Source organism: Alloalcanivorax marinus (assembly GCF_016906305.1).
GTDB classification, from domain to species: Bacteria; Pseudomonadota; Gammaproteobacteria; order Pseudomonadales; family Alcanivoracaceae; genus Alloalcanivorax; species Alloalcanivorax marinus.
In genome coordinates, this window is the sequence record NZ_JADDOL010000003.1 from 145,517 (window position 1) to 159,677 (window position 14,161).

At 63.0% G+C, this 14,161-nt stretch carries 14 protein-coding genes; 8 read left to right on the forward strand and 6 right to left on the reverse strand.

The genetic code is table 11. The features are described from left to right. The first annotated feature begins 53 nt into the window (after positions 1–53). Together IM760_RS03655 and IM760_RS03660 are read left to right on the forward strand one after the other, a co-directional pair. Positions 54–884 carry a TIR domain-containing protein gene (locus IM760_RS03655; protein WP_204427168.1) on the forward strand — a complete coding sequence of 277 codons (831 nt, stop codon included), beginning with the start codon at positions 54–56 and terminating at the stop codon, positions 882–884. 99 nt (positions 885–983) lie between these two features. Continuing rightward, complete coding sequence (locus tag IM760_RS03660; RefSeq protein ID WP_204427169.1) at positions 984–1,673, forward strand: hypothetical protein; 690 nt, start codon at positions 984–986, stop codon at positions 1,671–1,673. 300 nt (positions 1,674–1,973) lie between these two features. Here IM760_RS03660 and IM760_RS03665 read toward each other — a convergent pair whose 3' ends face one another. Continuing rightward, positions 1,974–2,198, reverse strand: coding sequence for a hypothetical protein (locus tag IM760_RS03665; protein WP_204427170.1), 225 nt, complete (start codon positions 2,196–2,198; stop codon positions 1,974–1,976). A 110-nt stretch (positions 2,199–2,308) separates the two neighbouring features. On the opposite strand from IM760_RS03665, the gene lldD reads away from it, so the two are divergent. From lldD to IM760_RS03680, 3 genes are all read left to right on the forward strand, one after another. Then, entirely contained in the window at positions 2,309–3,451 is a 1,143-nt protein-coding gene (gene lldD / locus IM760_RS03670; RefSeq protein ID WP_204427171.1) for an FMN-dependent L-lactate dehydrogenase LldD, read from the forward strand. 210 nt (positions 3,452–3,661) lie between these two features. Then, a complete protein-coding gene (locus tag IM760_RS03675; RefSeq protein ID WP_204427172.1) occupies positions 3,662–5,275 on the forward strand; it encodes a Fic family protein in 1,614 nt (537 codons plus the stop codon). Between the two features lie 62 nt (positions 5,276–5,337). Beyond that, a complete protein-coding gene (locus IM760_RS03680) occupies positions 5,338–5,922 on the forward strand; it encodes a TetR/AcrR family transcriptional regulator (protein WP_204427173.1) in 585 nt (194 codons plus the stop codon). 34 nt (positions 5,923–5,956) lie between these two features. Here the strand turns inward: IM760_RS03680 and IM760_RS03685 are convergent, their stop codons facing one another. Together IM760_RS03685 and IM760_RS03690 are read right to left on the reverse strand one after the other, a co-directional pair. Then, positions 5,957–6,940 (reverse strand): NAD-dependent epimerase/dehydratase family protein, encoded by a 984-nt coding sequence (locus IM760_RS03685; protein ID WP_204427174.1) that lies wholly within the window; start codon positions 6,938–6,940, stop codon positions 5,957–5,959. Positions 6,941–7,070: 130 nt separating this feature from the next. Next, positions 7,071–7,493, reverse strand: a complete 423-nt coding sequence (locus IM760_RS03690) for a putative quinol monooxygenase (protein WP_204427175.1) — start codon at positions 7,491–7,493, stop codon at positions 7,071–7,073. Between the two features lie 131 nt (positions 7,494–7,624). Here IM760_RS03690 and IM760_RS03695 point away from each other — a divergent pair, with 131 nt between their 5' ends. From IM760_RS03695 to IM760_RS03705, 3 genes are all read left to right on the forward strand, one after another. Continuing rightward, positions 7,625–8,521, forward strand: a complete 897-nt coding sequence (locus tag IM760_RS03695) for an AraC family transcriptional regulator (protein ID WP_204427176.1) — start codon at positions 7,625–7,627, stop codon at positions 8,519–8,521. Between the two features lie 295 nt (positions 8,522–8,816). Further along, the gene (locus IM760_RS03700) at positions 8,817–9,554 is read left to right on the forward strand and encodes a type IV toxin-antitoxin system AbiEi family antitoxin domain-containing protein (protein ID WP_204427177.1); all 738 of its coding nucleotides are present in this window, start codon (positions 8,817–8,819) and stop codon (positions 9,552–9,554) included. Then, positions 9,551–10,471, forward strand: coding sequence for a nucleotidyl transferase AbiEii/AbiGii toxin family protein (locus tag IM760_RS03705; RefSeq protein ID WP_204427178.1), 921 nt, complete (start codon positions 9,551–9,553; stop codon positions 10,469–10,471). Before IM760_RS03700 ends, IM760_RS03705 begins: the two co-directional genes overlap by 4 nt. Before the next feature lie 38 nt (positions 10,472–10,509). On the opposite strand, the gene IM760_RS03710 is transcribed toward IM760_RS03705, so the two are convergent. The 3 genes from IM760_RS03710 to IM760_RS03720 all read right to left on the reverse strand — a co-directional run bounded on the left by IM760_RS03710 (position 10,510) and on the right by IM760_RS03720 (position 14,141). Then, positions 10,510–11,376, reverse strand: coding sequence for a PA4780 family RIO1-like protein kinase (locus IM760_RS03710; RefSeq protein WP_204427179.1), 867 nt, complete (start codon positions 11,374–11,376; stop codon positions 10,510–10,512). Between the two features lie 63 nt (positions 11,377–11,439). Next, positions 11,440–13,620, reverse strand: coding sequence for a TRAP transporter permease (locus IM760_RS03715; RefSeq protein WP_204427180.1), 2,181 nt, complete (start codon positions 13,618–13,620; stop codon positions 11,440–11,442). Next, positions 13,617–14,141, reverse strand: coding sequence for a DUF1850 domain-containing protein (locus IM760_RS03720; protein ID WP_204427181.1), 525 nt, complete (start codon positions 14,139–14,141; stop codon positions 13,617–13,619). Before IM760_RS03720 ends, IM760_RS03715 begins: the two co-directional genes overlap by 4 nt. Positions 14,142–14,161: the final 20 nt, after the last annotated feature.

Consider the following 14,161-nt stretch of genomic DNA (forward strand, 5'->3'; position numbering starts at 1 on the left):
TCCTGGTTTTCCGCAGAGCGTTGTGTTGGTTCTTTTTAAGTCAGGAGATGACCTTGAGAAAACCGCGTTTGTTCATAGCTTCATCCGCTGAAACCCTACCGGTAGCTGAAGCTGTCAATGTGAACTTAGATCACGAGCTCGAGGTCACGATATGGAAAAATGGAACATTCAAGCTCTCCTCCTCTGCAATTGACGACCTTGTAGAAAAATCGTCGGCCGTTGATTTTGCTCTCTTTATATTCGCTCCAGATGATGTTGCCTCGATACGGAGCAGGGCCGAGCATGTGGTGCGTGATAACGTAATTTTTGAAATGGGCTTGTTCGTTGGGGCGATTGGTAAATCGCGGTCATTTATCCTTAAACCCCGCGATGTTGAAATGCACTTGCCAACAGACCTCTTGGGTGTAACGCCTGCTGACTATGATGCAAGTCGATCCGATAACGATCTTGTATCGGCAACCAATCGGGCGTGTGCGTTGATTAAATCAGAGGTTGATCGAATTGGATTCATTGATCATGCGAGCGTGTCGGCAACACAGAGAATTGTTGCAAATCCAGCAAATTACACGCTCATGGATCAGGATTATCGGTTTCTCGCTACTTGCCTGAACAGCCATACATACGACCCGAGAGGAATGCCTTTCTACAGAATATCGAACAGTTTTCGAGGAATAAATGAGGCGGTCCTCCAGCTATCGTTGATAAAACTTGAGCGAATGGGTCTGCTTGATAAGATAATTGAGACCGACGAGCAAGACGGTTCCGATTATTTTGCTTATTCGGTTACGGAAATGGGGATAGATGCGCTGTTAAAAAACGAAGATGTCATCCAACCAAAACGCCCGGAGCCGGCCGATGATTTCGACGATGACATTCCGTTCTAGTGCAAAAAATGCGTCAGACGGATGCCTTTGCTTCGGCTTCTCTGTGTCAAGGCCACCGGCTAGCTCTGCGTTAGGATTGAATCTATATTGGTGGATTACGTGAAAGAAATCATAGCCTGGATCGAGTCACATGGCGTGACCGTCGATCTCTTAAAATGGGTTATCGTCGGGATCTTGGCCTGGTTATTAGGCGCCTTTCGTTTTTTGAAAACGAAGCTAAAGCGGCCGACTTTAGAGATTGAGAGTCTTACCAGTCGATGCGCGTGGGAAGAGCTCGGGGATATTGATGGAAATCCGGCTAATGTGCGGGTAACGTTTTTGATTCAAGCGGGTGTTAATAATCCAACAGCAGAGCTTGTCGTCATACGAGATTTTTCACTACATATAAGAAGGCTGAAAAAATGGCCGATTTGGCATCAGGCACTTAACCCGACGTCCCTTCCTTGCAGGGTTCGTCATACGGTTGGAGACATTACTAGATATCTGAAGAATTGGTTCTCAAACTTTTCAGAGGGGCCGGGAAGCTTGACATTGGATGGTAGGATAGAAAGCATGGATTTTCAGTCGGGGTTCTTAGTTTTTGTATCCGCATCGTGGGGAAACATGCGTCCGAGGTTAATCGAAAAGGGTGTTCCGATTAAGTTAAAGGCTCGGCTGACAACAGGTGAGACTTTGTATGTTAAGTCAATAATACCAGTTCTTGAAGACCACTCAGTAATGGAGGGTTTGGTGCCAGGAATATTTGGGCACGTTGAAAATTCTTCAACGTGGAATATCATCCGAGAATAATCCTAACCAATGTGTCGAGTTCATTCCTGCCCAGCGAGGCTTCCACCGGGGCCTCTGACGGCTTGTCGTTTATGCAAGACGTTACAAAGCCACGAAAAATTGTCATGCAGCTTGAATCAGATGCCGTTTTAAACGCTAACGATTCAGTAAAGCCGCTTTAATAGCCTCCGCCCCTTTTCGATAACAAACCACAGCCAGCAGCTCCGAATCAACCCAAACTCCCCAATAGCGACTTCCACGGTAATGCCCGATCTCGATGTTCGGCTTGCACTTTTTCATTATGCTTTCCTGTTTGTCTGGCTAGCCATTGATTTCATCCAGAAAGGCACAGGCCCACTGCTCCGCATGACTGCGGCCCAATAAGGCAAGTCTTCTGGCATCCCTGATTGTTCTGTCTTCTCGGTCGAAAGAATCCAGCCGGTTCGCAAGCGCCGAGAAAAGCGCCTCCAAATAGTTAAACTGCTCAACCGCCAAACACGCCATATCGCGTGCTTCGACCTGCTCGACATCGTGCGGCTTGGTCATCTCCGCCTCCTTCAATTACTCTCCTTAGATCGACCCATCCAGTAGAGCGCAGACCACGAATTACGGTCTACAGACGATAAGTAGCACTTTCCCTCTTTGTTGAGACAACCATGACCATCTCCTCCACCCACGATTACCGCCTTGCCGCCAAACGCCGCCTGCCGCCGTTCCTGTTCCACTACATCGACGGCGGCGCGTACGACGAGCACACCCTGGCGCGCAATGTGGCGGATCTGCGCGATCTGGCGTTGCGGCAGCGGGTGTTGAAGGAAGTGGGGGAGGTGGATCTGTCGGCGCGGTTGTTCGGGGAGGCGGTGAGCCTGCCGGTGGCGTTGGCGCCGGTGGGGCTCACCGGGATGTACGCGCGGCGGGGCGAGGTGCAGGCGGCGCGGGCGGCGTCGTCGCGGGGCGTGCCGTTTACGTTGTCGTCGGTGTCGGTGTGTCCCATCGAGGAGGTGCAGCCGGCGATGACGCGGCCGATGTGGTTTCAGCTGTATGTGCTGCGCGATCGCGGGTTCATGAAGAACGCGCTGGAGCGGGCCTGGGCGGCGGGGGTGCGGACCCTGGTGTTCACGGTGGATATGCCGGTGCCGGGGGCGCGCTATCGGGACCGGCATTCGGGGATGTCCGGGCCGGTCGCGGCCTGGCGGCGGGTGCTGCAGGCGATGACGCACCCGCGCTGGGCGTGGGACGTGGGCCTGCGCGGGCGGCCGCACGATCTGGGCAATGTGTCGGCCTATCTGGGCCATCGCATCCAGCTGGAGGATTACATCGGCTGGCTGGGCGAGAACTTCGATCCGTCCATCGGCTGGCGGGATCTGGCGTGGATTCGGGAGTATTGGAAGGGCTCGATGGTGCTCAAGGGCATTCTCGATCCGGAGGACGCCCGCGAGGCGGTGCGGTTCGGCGCGGACGGCATCGTGGTCTCCAACCACGGCGGGCGCCAGCTCGATGGCGTGCTCTCCTCGGCCCGGGCCCTGCCGGCCATCGCCGACGCCGTTCAGGGCGACCTGACGATCCTGGCGGATTCCGGCGTCCGCTCCGGCCTGGATGTGGTGCGCCTGCTGGCCCTGGGCGCGGACGGCGTGCTGCTGGGCCGCGCCTTCGTCTACGCCCTCGCCGCCGCCGGCGGGCAGGGCGTGGCCCATGTGCTGGACCTGATCGCCAGCGAGATGAGGGTGGCGATGACGCTCACCGGGGCGCGGGCGGTTGGGGAGATTTCGAGGGAGAGTCTGGTGGGGGCGGGCGGCTGATCCTTGGTGCCTTGTTAAAGGCTGGCTTTAGTGCGCGCTACCTGTCTGTTCACCCAGTGCTTGGCACTTTGCACCAACCAAGGCACAATCATTTTTGTGCAAACCCTTATTGGTGTAACCGTTTTTGTGCACAGATAACCCGTTTTGTGCAGCGGCTAGTTTGTGTCACCGCTTTGGGTTGTCCAAAAGCCGTTTTATTCGGAGGTCCCCATGACGGAATTGCCCGCCGATCCCATTGGTGCCGCCTGGCTGGCACGGGCGTATGACGTCATGCCGCTGGGGGCCCTGGCGGTGGTGAGCCAGGTGGGTGGCCGTCGTAGCACCGAGGTGAACGATGGCTTCCGGCTGGAAACCTATCCCGAGGCCATGCGGCCGCCGGCCAACTCGGCCGCGCATTTGCAGTTCCACCTGCGTCATGAGGTGCCGCACCTGGAGTTTCTCGCCCGTTTGTTCGAGCGCACCGGGCCCGGGTTTGTGCAGGCGTGGGTGGCGGCGGAGCCCACCGGCCAGTACGCCCGCCGCGCCGCCTTTCTGTACGAATGGTTGACGGACGAGGCGCTGGCGGTGCCCGAACGGCTGGGGGGCAACTACGTGGATGCTCTCGATGACAGCAAGTTGGTGGCGGCCTCCGCTGATCAGGTGGTCAAGAGCAAACGCTGGCGGGTCAACGATAACATGCTGGGTACGCGGCATTTTTGCCCCATGGTGGTCAAGACCGAGGCGCTGGCCCAGGCGGCGGGACTGGATGTGGGTGCGCTGTTTGGCGAGCTAACCGAGGAGTTCGGCGAGGACCTCCTGGTGCGCGCGGCGGTGTGGATGACCCTGCGGGAGAGCAAAGCCAGCTTTGCCATCGAGGGGGAGGCGGATCAGGTGGGGCGGGTACAGCGTTTCGCCGACGTCATGGCACGGCGCACCGGGGAGGGAAGCCTGCCTCTGGATGATGCGGGGCTGGCCGATCTGCAACGGGAGATTCTGGGCGAGAGAACCACCATCCAGCATTTTGGCGTTCGTCAGTCGCCGGTGTTTGTCGGCGAGGTGGTGCGCTACCAGGAAGTGGTGCATTACGTGGCGCCGCCGGATGATGCCGCTGCCGCGATGCTGCAAGGCCTGCGGGTGTTTCTGGAGCGGACCCGGGGCCAGTCTTCCACAATGCGCAGCGCGGTGGCGGCCTTCGGGTTTGTGTACATCCACCCGCTGGCCGATGGCAACGGCCGCGTGCATCGTTTCCTGATCAACGATGTTCTGCGCCGTGACGGCGTGATCCCGGACCCGGTGATCCTGCCGGTGTCCGCCGTGATCATGGATGACGCGGGTGAGAGGCGTGGCTACGACCGGGTGCTGGACGAGGTCTCCAAACCCCTGATGCAGGCCGTGCGCCAGCACGTCGAGTTCACGCCGACACAAACCACCTACCCGGATGGCGTGGTGTCCAACCTGGTGTTCCATGGTACGAAGCAGGCCATGCCGCTTTGGCGTTATCCCGACCTGACGCCCCATGTGATTTTCCTGGCGGCGATTCTCCGTAGGACCTTGACCGAGCAGATGCGCGTGGAATCCCGATACCTGCGCACTCACGCGCGGGCCCGTGCGGCGCTCAAGGAGGTGGTGGAGATGCCAGACCCTCAGGCCGATCGCCTGTTGCGTTCCATCGAGCAGAATGGCGGGCGACTCAGCAACGTCCTGGTCAAGGAAATGCCGGTGCTCAGGAAGGCCGGGGTATGGGAAGAACTCGTCGAGGCTGTTGCGCGAGTCTTTCAGGAAGAGGAGGCGACGGACGCCAGGGTGCTGGATCGGTATCGCCCGGAGAAGCCGGCTGGGAAGTAGTATCCATCCCCAGCGTTTCATTTCCCTCTATATCATTGGTATATTCCGCTCGTGTCGGCGCGATGGTCGACGTAAAAGCCAGAGAGAGCATTTTGAGTTCAAGTACGGAAGACGCAATCCTGAGCGCCGCGGCCGAGGTGCTTGAGCGCGGTGGGGTGGCGGCGTTGACCACGCGCGCGGTCTGCGAAGCGGCGGGGGTGAAGTCGCCGACGCTGTATCACTACTTCGGGGACAAGGACGGGTTGGCGTCCGCTTTGGTGCGTCGCGGTTGGACGGAGTTCATGGCGCGCAAGCGAGCCGCGCCGGATACCGATGATCCCATGGCGCTGCTGCGTAACGGCTGGGACCAGGCGGTGGACTTCGCGTTGAAGCGACCGGCGCTGCACGCGCTGTATGCGGCGCAATTGCGAATACAGCCGGAATTGGCGAACGAAGCCTACGCGCTTATGCGCGGACGGGTTCAACGTCTGGTGGACCGGGGCGTCTTCAAGGTCGCGGTGGACGAAGCCGCCCGCGCGGTCTGGGCCGGCTGCAACGGGGTGCTGGCGTTGACGGGCCGGGGCTTGTCGCGGCGGGAGATCGAGGCCACCAGCGATCTGCTCTTCGATGCGGTGGTGGCCCATCTGAGCGTGGCGAACCGGAGTTGACGGCCACGCCCGGCGGCGCGAGAGGCTTCTTTTCTCAGGTTGACTGCATGGCGGCCAGGCCCTGTTCCCAGGAGACGATGGGGCGGTAGCCCAGTTCCCGTTCGGCCTTGTCGATGTTGAGCGTGAAGGGCTGGCCGATCAGGCGCAGCATTTGGCGGGTAATGGGCGGTTCGCCAGGCCGTTTGAAAACCCGCCACGCCCACTCCATGCATTGCGCCAACCGCCAGGCCACGGGAAGCGGTACGGAGGCCTTTGGCGGGTCGATACCCCGGGACCGCAGCAAGGCGGTCATCACCTCGCGCAAGGTGCCGTCGCGGCCGTCGCTGATGAAATAGGCCTGGCCGCCCGTGCCGCGTTCCAAGGCGAGCATGGCAGCGTGGCAGACGTTGTCCACATGGGCGGTCGACATGGCTTGGGAGCCGTCGCCCACCCAGCGGAATTGGCCTGCCCGCACGTTCTCGACCATCTTATCCAGCGTTGGCATCCCTTGCCCCCAGACCATCGGCGGTCTGATGACGACGGTCTCGAAACGGCCAGGGTCGTTGGCGTCCAGCACCAGGGCCTCGGCGCGTGCCTTGGAGGCGCTGTAGGCTGCCCAGGGTCGCTCCTGGCGCGGCAACGATTCGTCGGCGCGCATCATGGGCTGCATGTCGCCCATCACCACGGCCGCCGCGCCCACTTGCACGAAACGACGAACGCTGGCGGTGGCGGCCGCGGCCTCCAGCAGGTTCCGCGTGCCCTGGACGTTCGCCCGCTCGAACTCGTCCTTGCCGCCCCATAGCTTAAAGACCGCAGCCACATGAATAACGGCGTCGCAACCCTCCAAGGCTCGCTTCAATGCCTGCGGATCGTCGAGATCCCCGGAGGCGGCCTCGGCGCCCAGTGCGGCCACGCGTTGCGCGGCGGAGGGGGACCGGGCCAGGGCGCGAACCTCCCAACCCTGACTCTTCATACGTTGGATTAAGCGGCCACCGACGAAACCCGAACCGCCGGTGACGAGAGCTTTTCGTGTATTCATGATTGCGCCCCTGTATCGTTGATACACATAAAATATATCGCCGATACATTGGCTGTCAATCGCAAGGACGCCCTGACCAAAGTGCGGGCCTTACCGCCGGTGGCGAGCGGGTCGGCAAGGGCCGCCAGGTTCAGCGGCGGGCGAACACTTCTTTGCCCATTAGTACATCCAGGCGATGTACATGGGCCGGGCGCGCCAGGATGGCGTTCATCCGTTGCAGGTCGCGGAAGATGTCGCCGCCGCCGCCTTCCACGTGGGCCTGGCGGCCGGCCCGGTCGGGAAACACCTCGAAGATGCCGAACACCCGTTGCGAGTACCGCACCGCATACCAGGGGCCGGTGGCCGGCTCGTCGCGGACGCAGCCGAGGATGTCCTCCAGCATGCGCTGCACCTCCTGCTCCTTGTCGGGCAGCGCTTCGATGTGAATGTAGAAGGCTTTGCGGCCTTCTGCTCCCTCTTCGCCGGAGACTTCCACGCCCCGGTGCGGGCGGGTGAGGTCGGTGGTGGCGGGTTCGGGCGTGGGGCCGGGTTGGCGTGGGGTCTTGTCGGTCATGGTTCACCTCCTTTGCTGAGGCTTCCACGGTAGCGGTGGGGCTCCGCCGGGCGGTGCCTGAAGCGCGCTATGGTTTGCCTGATTGTGCCGACCGGGCTGTACCGGGGGGCATGCCTGGATAACAATGGGCCATGTCCGATGCTCTGTGCCAGGCGGTGCGCCGCTACACCCGATTGCAGGCCAATACGGCGGGGATCGCCTCCACGCCGGTGCCCGGCCTGTTCCTGGTGTCGGGCGAGCGTCCCGGCGCGCTGGAGCATGCCATCAGCAAGCCACTGGTGTGCCTGGTGCTGCAGGGCAGCAAGCGGGTCACCATCGGCCCGCGCACTTTCACCTTCGCCGCTGGCGATTCCATGATCGTCACCGCCAACGTGCCCACCGTCAGCCGTATCCGCGAGGCCAGCGCCACCCGCCCGTACCTGGCAGTGGCGTTGGATCTGGACCCGACGGTGATCGCCGAGCTGGATATGACCCTGGGTGCTCACGAGGCGTCGAAAGAGCCGGCCTTTGATGACGCCGAGGTTCAGCTCCGGGACGCGGTGTGGCGGCTGGTGCGGTTGCTGGAACAGCCGCGCTCCCTGGCGGTGCTGGGCCCGTCGCTGGTCCGTGAGATCCATCACTGGCTGCTGCTGGGCCACCAGGGCCCGGCGATTCGTCATCTTGGCTTGCCGGAGAGCCGGGTGAGGCGTATCGGCCGGGCCGTCGCCCTGCTGCGCCGGGACTACGCCCGGCCCCTGACCATCGAGCAGCTGGCCGAAGCGGCGGGCATGAGCCGCTCCGCCTTCCACCGGCATTTTCGCGCGGTGACCTCCCTGTCGCCGCTGCAATTCCAGAAGCAACTGCGCCTGATCGAGGCGCGCCGCCTGCTGATCTCGGAAGGCAAAAGCGCCAGCCGCGCCGCCTTCGAGGTGGGCTACGCCAGCGTGTCCCAGTTCACCCGGGAATACGCACGCCTCCACGGCCGCCCGCCGGTGCGGGATCGCAACGCGGTGGCGGAGCAGGGCGAGGCCGCCGCAGACTCAAAATGACTGGATTTTGGGTGGGCAACAGGGCTGAAAGGCGTTCCGATGCCCGCCCCGATTTGCGTTTGCACCCGGCGAGATCGCTGACAGGGATTGTCTCTCCTCGCTGACACCTTTTTCCGTTTTTGCCCACTGTTGCCCACCGCGTGCCAGAGCGATGCTTGCCGTCGACACCTGTTCCCGTCGAGGGCGATCAAGCAACGTCGGATATTTGGAAAGTAATGAATTATCGTAGTTAAACTACGTTTAAGTGAGGTTTTCCAAATTGCTTAATATTTTGGAAAGGCGTATAAGTCGCAGTGTGACTACGCCAAAGCGAAATAAACTAAATGCGCTCTATACCCGGCTCCGGCCCGGCGCCCCGGTGACCTCCGAGGATCTGGCCACGTTGGGGATCTCCGCTGATCTGGCGGTGCACTACGTGCGGGCCGGTTGGCTCACCCGGCTGGCCCGTGGGGTGTATCGTCGGCCCAACGATACCCTGGTGCTGGAGCCCTGCCTGGCGGTGTTGCAGCGCCGCCTTGAGGGCCTGCATGTGGGCGGCAAAACCGCTCTGGATTGGCATGGCGTGCGCCAGTACGTGGCCCGGCAGCCGGTGTTGCAGCTGTATGGGTGGCGGTCCGGCCATCTGCCGGCCTGGTTCACGGATCGCTTCCCCTCCGAGTACCACCGCAAGCGTCTGTTTGAAGAAAAGCCCGATGCGCTACGACATGCGGGGCCTTTCCAGGGCGCCACGGAGGCGCCGCGGGTTTCCGCGCCGGAGCGCGCCTTGCTGGAGATGCTCAGCGAAGTGGGAGTGCGCCAGCCGCTGCAGGAGGCCCGCGAACTGGTGGCGAGCACTTACAGCCTGCGGGCCCGGGTACTGCAAGAGCTGCTGGAGCACTGCATCAGCGTCAAGACCGTACGGCTTTGCTTGCAGCTGGGCCGCGAGGGCGGTTTGCCCTGGGCGGCCAAGCTCGATGCCGACAAGCTGCCCACCGGCAGCGACCGGCCCTGGGTGTCCCGCTCCGAGGACGGCCTGCTGGTGATCAAGCCATGAGGTCCGTTTACCTGGACACGGCCCGCCTGCTCACTCAAGTGGCGCCCCTGGTGTTCGTCGATGACACTTTTGCGTTGAAGGGCGGCACGGCCATCAATCTCTTCGTCCGTGACATGCCGCGCTTGTCGGTGGATCTTGATTTGGTCTTTGTGGACCACACCGTTCCTCGCAAGCAGGCGCTGGAAACGATCAACGAGTCAGTTCGCCAGATGACGGAGCGTCTAAAAAGGCAGGGGTTGGAAGTGCATAGCCCGGAATCGGCGGTCGGTGAAACCAAGCTGATGGCGCGGCGCGGGTCCATCGAAGTGAAAGTGGAGACCAACTTCGTGATGCGCGGCACGGTGCATCCCGTGCAGCAGGCGTCACTGACCGCCGCCGCCAGCGACGCGCTGCTCGCCGACCTGGATGTTCCGATGGTGTCGCTTGAAGACCTTTACGCGGGCAAGCTGGTCGCAGCCCTGGATCGCCAGCACCCACGGGATCTGTTCGATGTGATGCAACTCTTCGACCATGAAGGGATCACGCCGGGGATCCGGCGGGCCTTTGTGGTGTATCTGGCGAGCAACAACCGGCCGCTTCATGAGGTGCTGTTTCCACGGTTCCGGGACATCCGGCACGACCATACCCATAACTTCGAGGGCATGACCGCCGAGCCGGTCGCACTGGAGGCATTGCTGGCAACCCGCGAGCGTTTGGCCCGGGAACTTCAGCGAGGGCTGGACGAGGATGAACGGCGTTTTCTGCTGTCTCTGGTGTCCGCCGAGCCCAATTGGTCTCTGCTGGGCATCGATCACCTGGACCAGCTGCCGGCTCTGCGCTGGAAGCTCCAGAATCTGGTGAAGCTGAAAGAGAATAATCCAAAAAAATTTACCGAACAGACGGAGGCGTTGGCGGAGCGGCTGAACGCCATCCCCTAATGCGAAGACACAAACTCCGCGCCCTCATGGGCCGTCGGTCAGTGGGCGGCGCCGTCGTCCTCGTCCGGCCGGGCCCGGCGGAGGCGTTCCTGTTCTTCCTCGAAGGCGGCTTTGATTTCGGCGAGCACGTCGTCCACGTTGGCGGCCTGACCGGCGTCCTGGAATTCGCCGGTGAGGGGCGTGTCCGGGTGCAGCTCGCCGGCTTCGTAGAGCGCCCAGATTTCCTCGCCGTAGCGGCTGTCGAGCAGGGCCGGGGCGAATTGGCCGTAGTAGCGGGTCATGTTGTGGACGTCACGCAACAGGAAGGTCTTGGCGTGGTTGTTGGCGGCGGCGTTGACCGCCTGGGGCAGGTCGATGATCACCGGGCCGTAGGCGTCGAGCAGCACGTTGAATTCCGACAGATCGCCGTGCACCAGCCCGGCGCACAGCATGCGTACCACGTAGCGCATCATCTGGGCGTGGTCTTCCAGGGCCTGTTCCTCGGAGGGCATCACATCGCACAGCCGGGGCGCCACGTCGCCCTGGTCGTCGGTGATCAGCTCCATCAGCAGCACGCCCTCCAGCATGTCGTAGGGGCGCGGCACCCGCACCCCGGCGTCGGCGAGCCGGCGCAGGGCCTCCACCTCGGCGGTCTGCCAGATTTTTTCCTGCTGGTCGCGGCCGAAGCGGGAGCCCTTCTCCATGGCGCGGGCGCGTCGGGTGCTGCGCACCTTGCGCCCTTCCTGGTAGTGCACCGCCTGTTTGAAGCCCCGCTGGGCGGCTTCTTTGTAAACCTTGGCGCATTGCACTTTGTCGCCGCAGCGCACCACGTAGATGTCGGCTTCCTTGCCGCTCATCAGGCGGCTGATCACTTCGTCCACCAGGCCGTCGTCGACCAGGGGCTGTAGGCGTTTCGGGGTTTTCATGCCGCCCTTATACGCTATTCGCCGGGCCCCGGCATCCCGGCCGACATCCACGAGAGGCGCCGTTCATACCGGATCTGTGATCTCCCCCTTTTGTTTGGCCAGCAAAAACAGCATCACCGCCGCCACGGCGCCGATGGCGTCGCTCCACAGGCCGGGGTAGATGAGCGCCAGGGCGCCGGCCAGGGCGAGCAGGCGCCAGGGTGGGCTGAGCGGCCTTCGCAGGTAGCCTTCCACGGCCACCGCCAGCAGCAGCACGCCGATCACGCTGGTGACGATCACCCAGAGGGTGTTGGCCAGGGTGGCGTCGATCATCAGCATGCTGTGGGCAAACACGAACATGTAGGGCACCAGGAAGCCGGCGATGGCCAGCTTCATGGCCTGGAAGCCGGTGGCGTTGGGCGAGCCGCCGCTGATGCCGGCGGCGGCGTAGGCGGCCAGGGCCACCGGGGGCGTCAGGTTGGCGAAGATGCCGAAGTAGAACACGAACATGTGGGCGACGAAGATCGCCGTGTCGTTGCTGCCGGCCAGTTCGCGGAACAGGGGCAGGTTGAGCAGGATCGGCGCGGCCATGGTGCTGGTGATGATGTAGGTGGGGATGCTGGGCAGCCCCATGCCGAGCACGATGGAGGCGACCATGGTGAGCAGCAGGGTGACCAGCAGCTGCAGGGTCGGGAACGGGATCGAGCGGCCCAGTTGCACCACGGCGTCGGCGGCGTCCAGGGCGATGCCGGTGAGGGTGGCCACGCCCACCACGATGCCCACGGCGCCGCAGGCCAGGGCCACCGGGATGGAGTTGCGCACGCCGTTGGTCATGGCGTCGCGGCAGTCGGCCAGGTCGATTTTCTCCGCTTCCAGGCCGAGCCGGGCGCGCAGGGCGTTGATTACCACCGGCAGCGCGATCACCGCGAACAGGCTCCAGCGGCTGAGCGGCATGTTGGGCATGGCGTGGCCCAGGGCCAGAGCGCGCAGTTGCGGCTCGAAGATCAGCAGCGCCAGCAGCACGCTCAGGCCGATGGTGACCTTACGGGTGCCGCAGATCAGCACGGTGGCGGCGATGGACCAGAAGGCGGCGAAGAACGGCGCGCGGCCTTCGAACAGCAGCCACAGCAGCACCGCCATGGGCACCAGCAGGTGGCCGCGTTTGAGCAGCACTTCGCGGATCGGCGTGAGCTGAGAGCGGGGGATGCCTTCCAGGCCGTTGCGCATGGCGCGCAGGTGCACCTGGAACAGCACGCCCAGATAGAACAGCAGCGCCGGGATGATGCCGGCCAGAATTACCTGGGTGTACGGCACGGACAGCACCTCCGCCATGATAAAGGCGGCGGCGCCCATGATCGGCGGCAGGATCTGGCCGCCGACGCTGGCGGAGGCTTCCACGGCGCCGGCGAAGTTGGGCTTGTAGCCGGTACGTTTCATCAACGGAATGGTGAAGGCGCCGGTGGTGACCACGTTGGCGATGGCGGAGCCGTTGATGGAACCGAGCAGGCCGCTGGCCAGCACCGCCACCTTGGCGGGGCCGCCCCGGGTGTGGCCGGCCACCGCCAGGGCCAGGTCGTTGAACAGCTGGCCCAGGCCCGATTTCACCAGAAAGGCACCGAACAGAATAAACAGGATGATGTAGCTGGCGGACACGGCGATGGCGGTGCCCAGCAGGCCTTCGGTGATGAATACCAGGTGCGACATGATCTGCCGCCCGGTGGCCAGCACGATGTTCTCGTTGAGTTCAGGGTAGAACGACAGCTTGGCGTAGAAGCCGTAGATCAGGAACACCACGCCCAGCAAGGTCAGGCCCCAGCCGGTGACCCGGCGGGTGGCGTCCAGCACCATCAGAATCGCCACCGCGCCCACGATCATGTCGGTGGTGTTGACGCGCCCGCCGGAGGCGATCACCCGGTCCGCCACCACCAGCATGTAGATGCCGATGCCGAAGGCCATGGCGGCCAGCAGCAGATCGATCCAGGGCACCCGGTCGCGCACGCCTTTTTTGGTGATCGGGTAAAGAATGAAGGTCAGCGCCAGCAGCGTATAAAGATGAATGCTGCGCTGGGCCACGTCCACCAGCGGCCCGGAGAAGGAGGTGTACAGGTGGAAGGCGGCCAGCAATACGCACACGGTGGTGACGAACACCACCGTCCAGCGCGGCAGGGCATCGCGCACCACGCTCTCGCGGTCGTATTTTTCCAGGGCTTCCTTGACCGCCGGATCGGTATCGTCCGGGGGCGGCGGCGGGGATAACTGGCTCATGGGCCTCTCCAACTGGCGACCGCCCGCAGCAGGGCGGGCAGCATGGTGAACAAGGGGGCGTCACGGGTGGCGAAGGTCAGTACCCTCGGCGGGCCGGGGTCGGCAAGCGCCAGCGTGACGCCCCGGTAACGCAATCGATAATGCTCCGCGGCGGCGGCCTGCACGTTGAGCGGATCCACCGGGCGGTGGATGCCGTCCATCACCACCCAGCCATTCTCCAGCCGTGTGTCCGTGCCGACCTGATCCGGCACGCCGGCGCCGAAGGTTTTGAAGCGGGTGGCCACCAGCATCAGGCCGCCGTCCGGCCCGATCCGAAAGCGCTCTTCCCAATCTTCCTTTTCCACGGAGTGAGTCCAGCGCAGCACGAAGGGGGTGCCGGCGGGGCCGGGCAGGGCGAATCGGGCCCGGTCGCCGTCCAGCACCACCAGCCACGGCAGCGGCAGCAGCGCCGCCGTGGCCACCAGGGCCAGGGCCGGCGCCAGACACCATGCCTGCCACCAACGGCGGCGGAGTCTTGCCATGGCCGACCGGCAGCCTCAGT

Bases quoted from the DNA above. Each gene is read 5' to 3' on its own strand.
- IM760_RS03665 (WP_204427170.1), bottom strand. From the start codon at position 2,198: ATGACCAAGCCGCACGATGTCGAGCAGGTCGAAGCACGCGATATGGCG.
- lldD (WP_204427171.1), top strand. From the start codon at position 2,309: ATGACCATCTCCTCCACCCACGATTACCGCCTTGCCGCCAAACGCCGC.
- IM760_RS03675 (WP_204427172.1), top strand. From the start codon at position 3,662: ATGACGGAATTGCCCGCCGATCCCATTGGTGCCGCCTGGCTGGCACGG.
- IM760_RS03680 (WP_204427173.1), top strand. From the start codon at position 5,338: ATGGTCGACGTAAAAGCCAGAGAGAGCATTTTGAGTTCAAGTACGGAA.
- IM760_RS03685 (WP_204427174.1), bottom strand. From the start codon at position 6,940: ATGAATACACGAAAAGCTCTCGTCACCGGCGGTTCGGGTTTCGTCGGT.
- IM760_RS03690 (WP_204427175.1), bottom strand. From the start codon at position 7,493: ATGACCGACAAGACCCCACGCCAACCCGGCCCCACGCCCGAACCCGCC.
- IM760_RS03695 (WP_204427176.1), top strand. From the start codon at position 7,625: ATGTCCGATGCTCTGTGCCAGGCGGTGCGCCGCTACACCCGATTGCAG.
- IM760_RS03705 (WP_204427178.1), top strand. From the start codon at position 9,551: ATGAGGTCCGTTTACCTGGACACGGCCCGCCTGCTCACTCAAGTGGCG.
- IM760_RS03710 (WP_204427179.1), bottom strand. From the start codon at position 11,376: ATGAAAACCCCGAAACGCCTACAGCCCCTGGTCGACGACGGCCTGGTG.
- IM760_RS03715 (WP_204427180.1), bottom strand. From the start codon at position 13,620: ATGAGCCAGTTATCCCCGCCGCCGCCCCCGGACGATACCGATCCGGCG.
- IM760_RS03720 (WP_204427181.1), bottom strand. From the start codon at position 14,141: ATGGCAAGACTCCGCCGCCGTTGGTGGCAGGCATGGTGTCTGGCGCCG.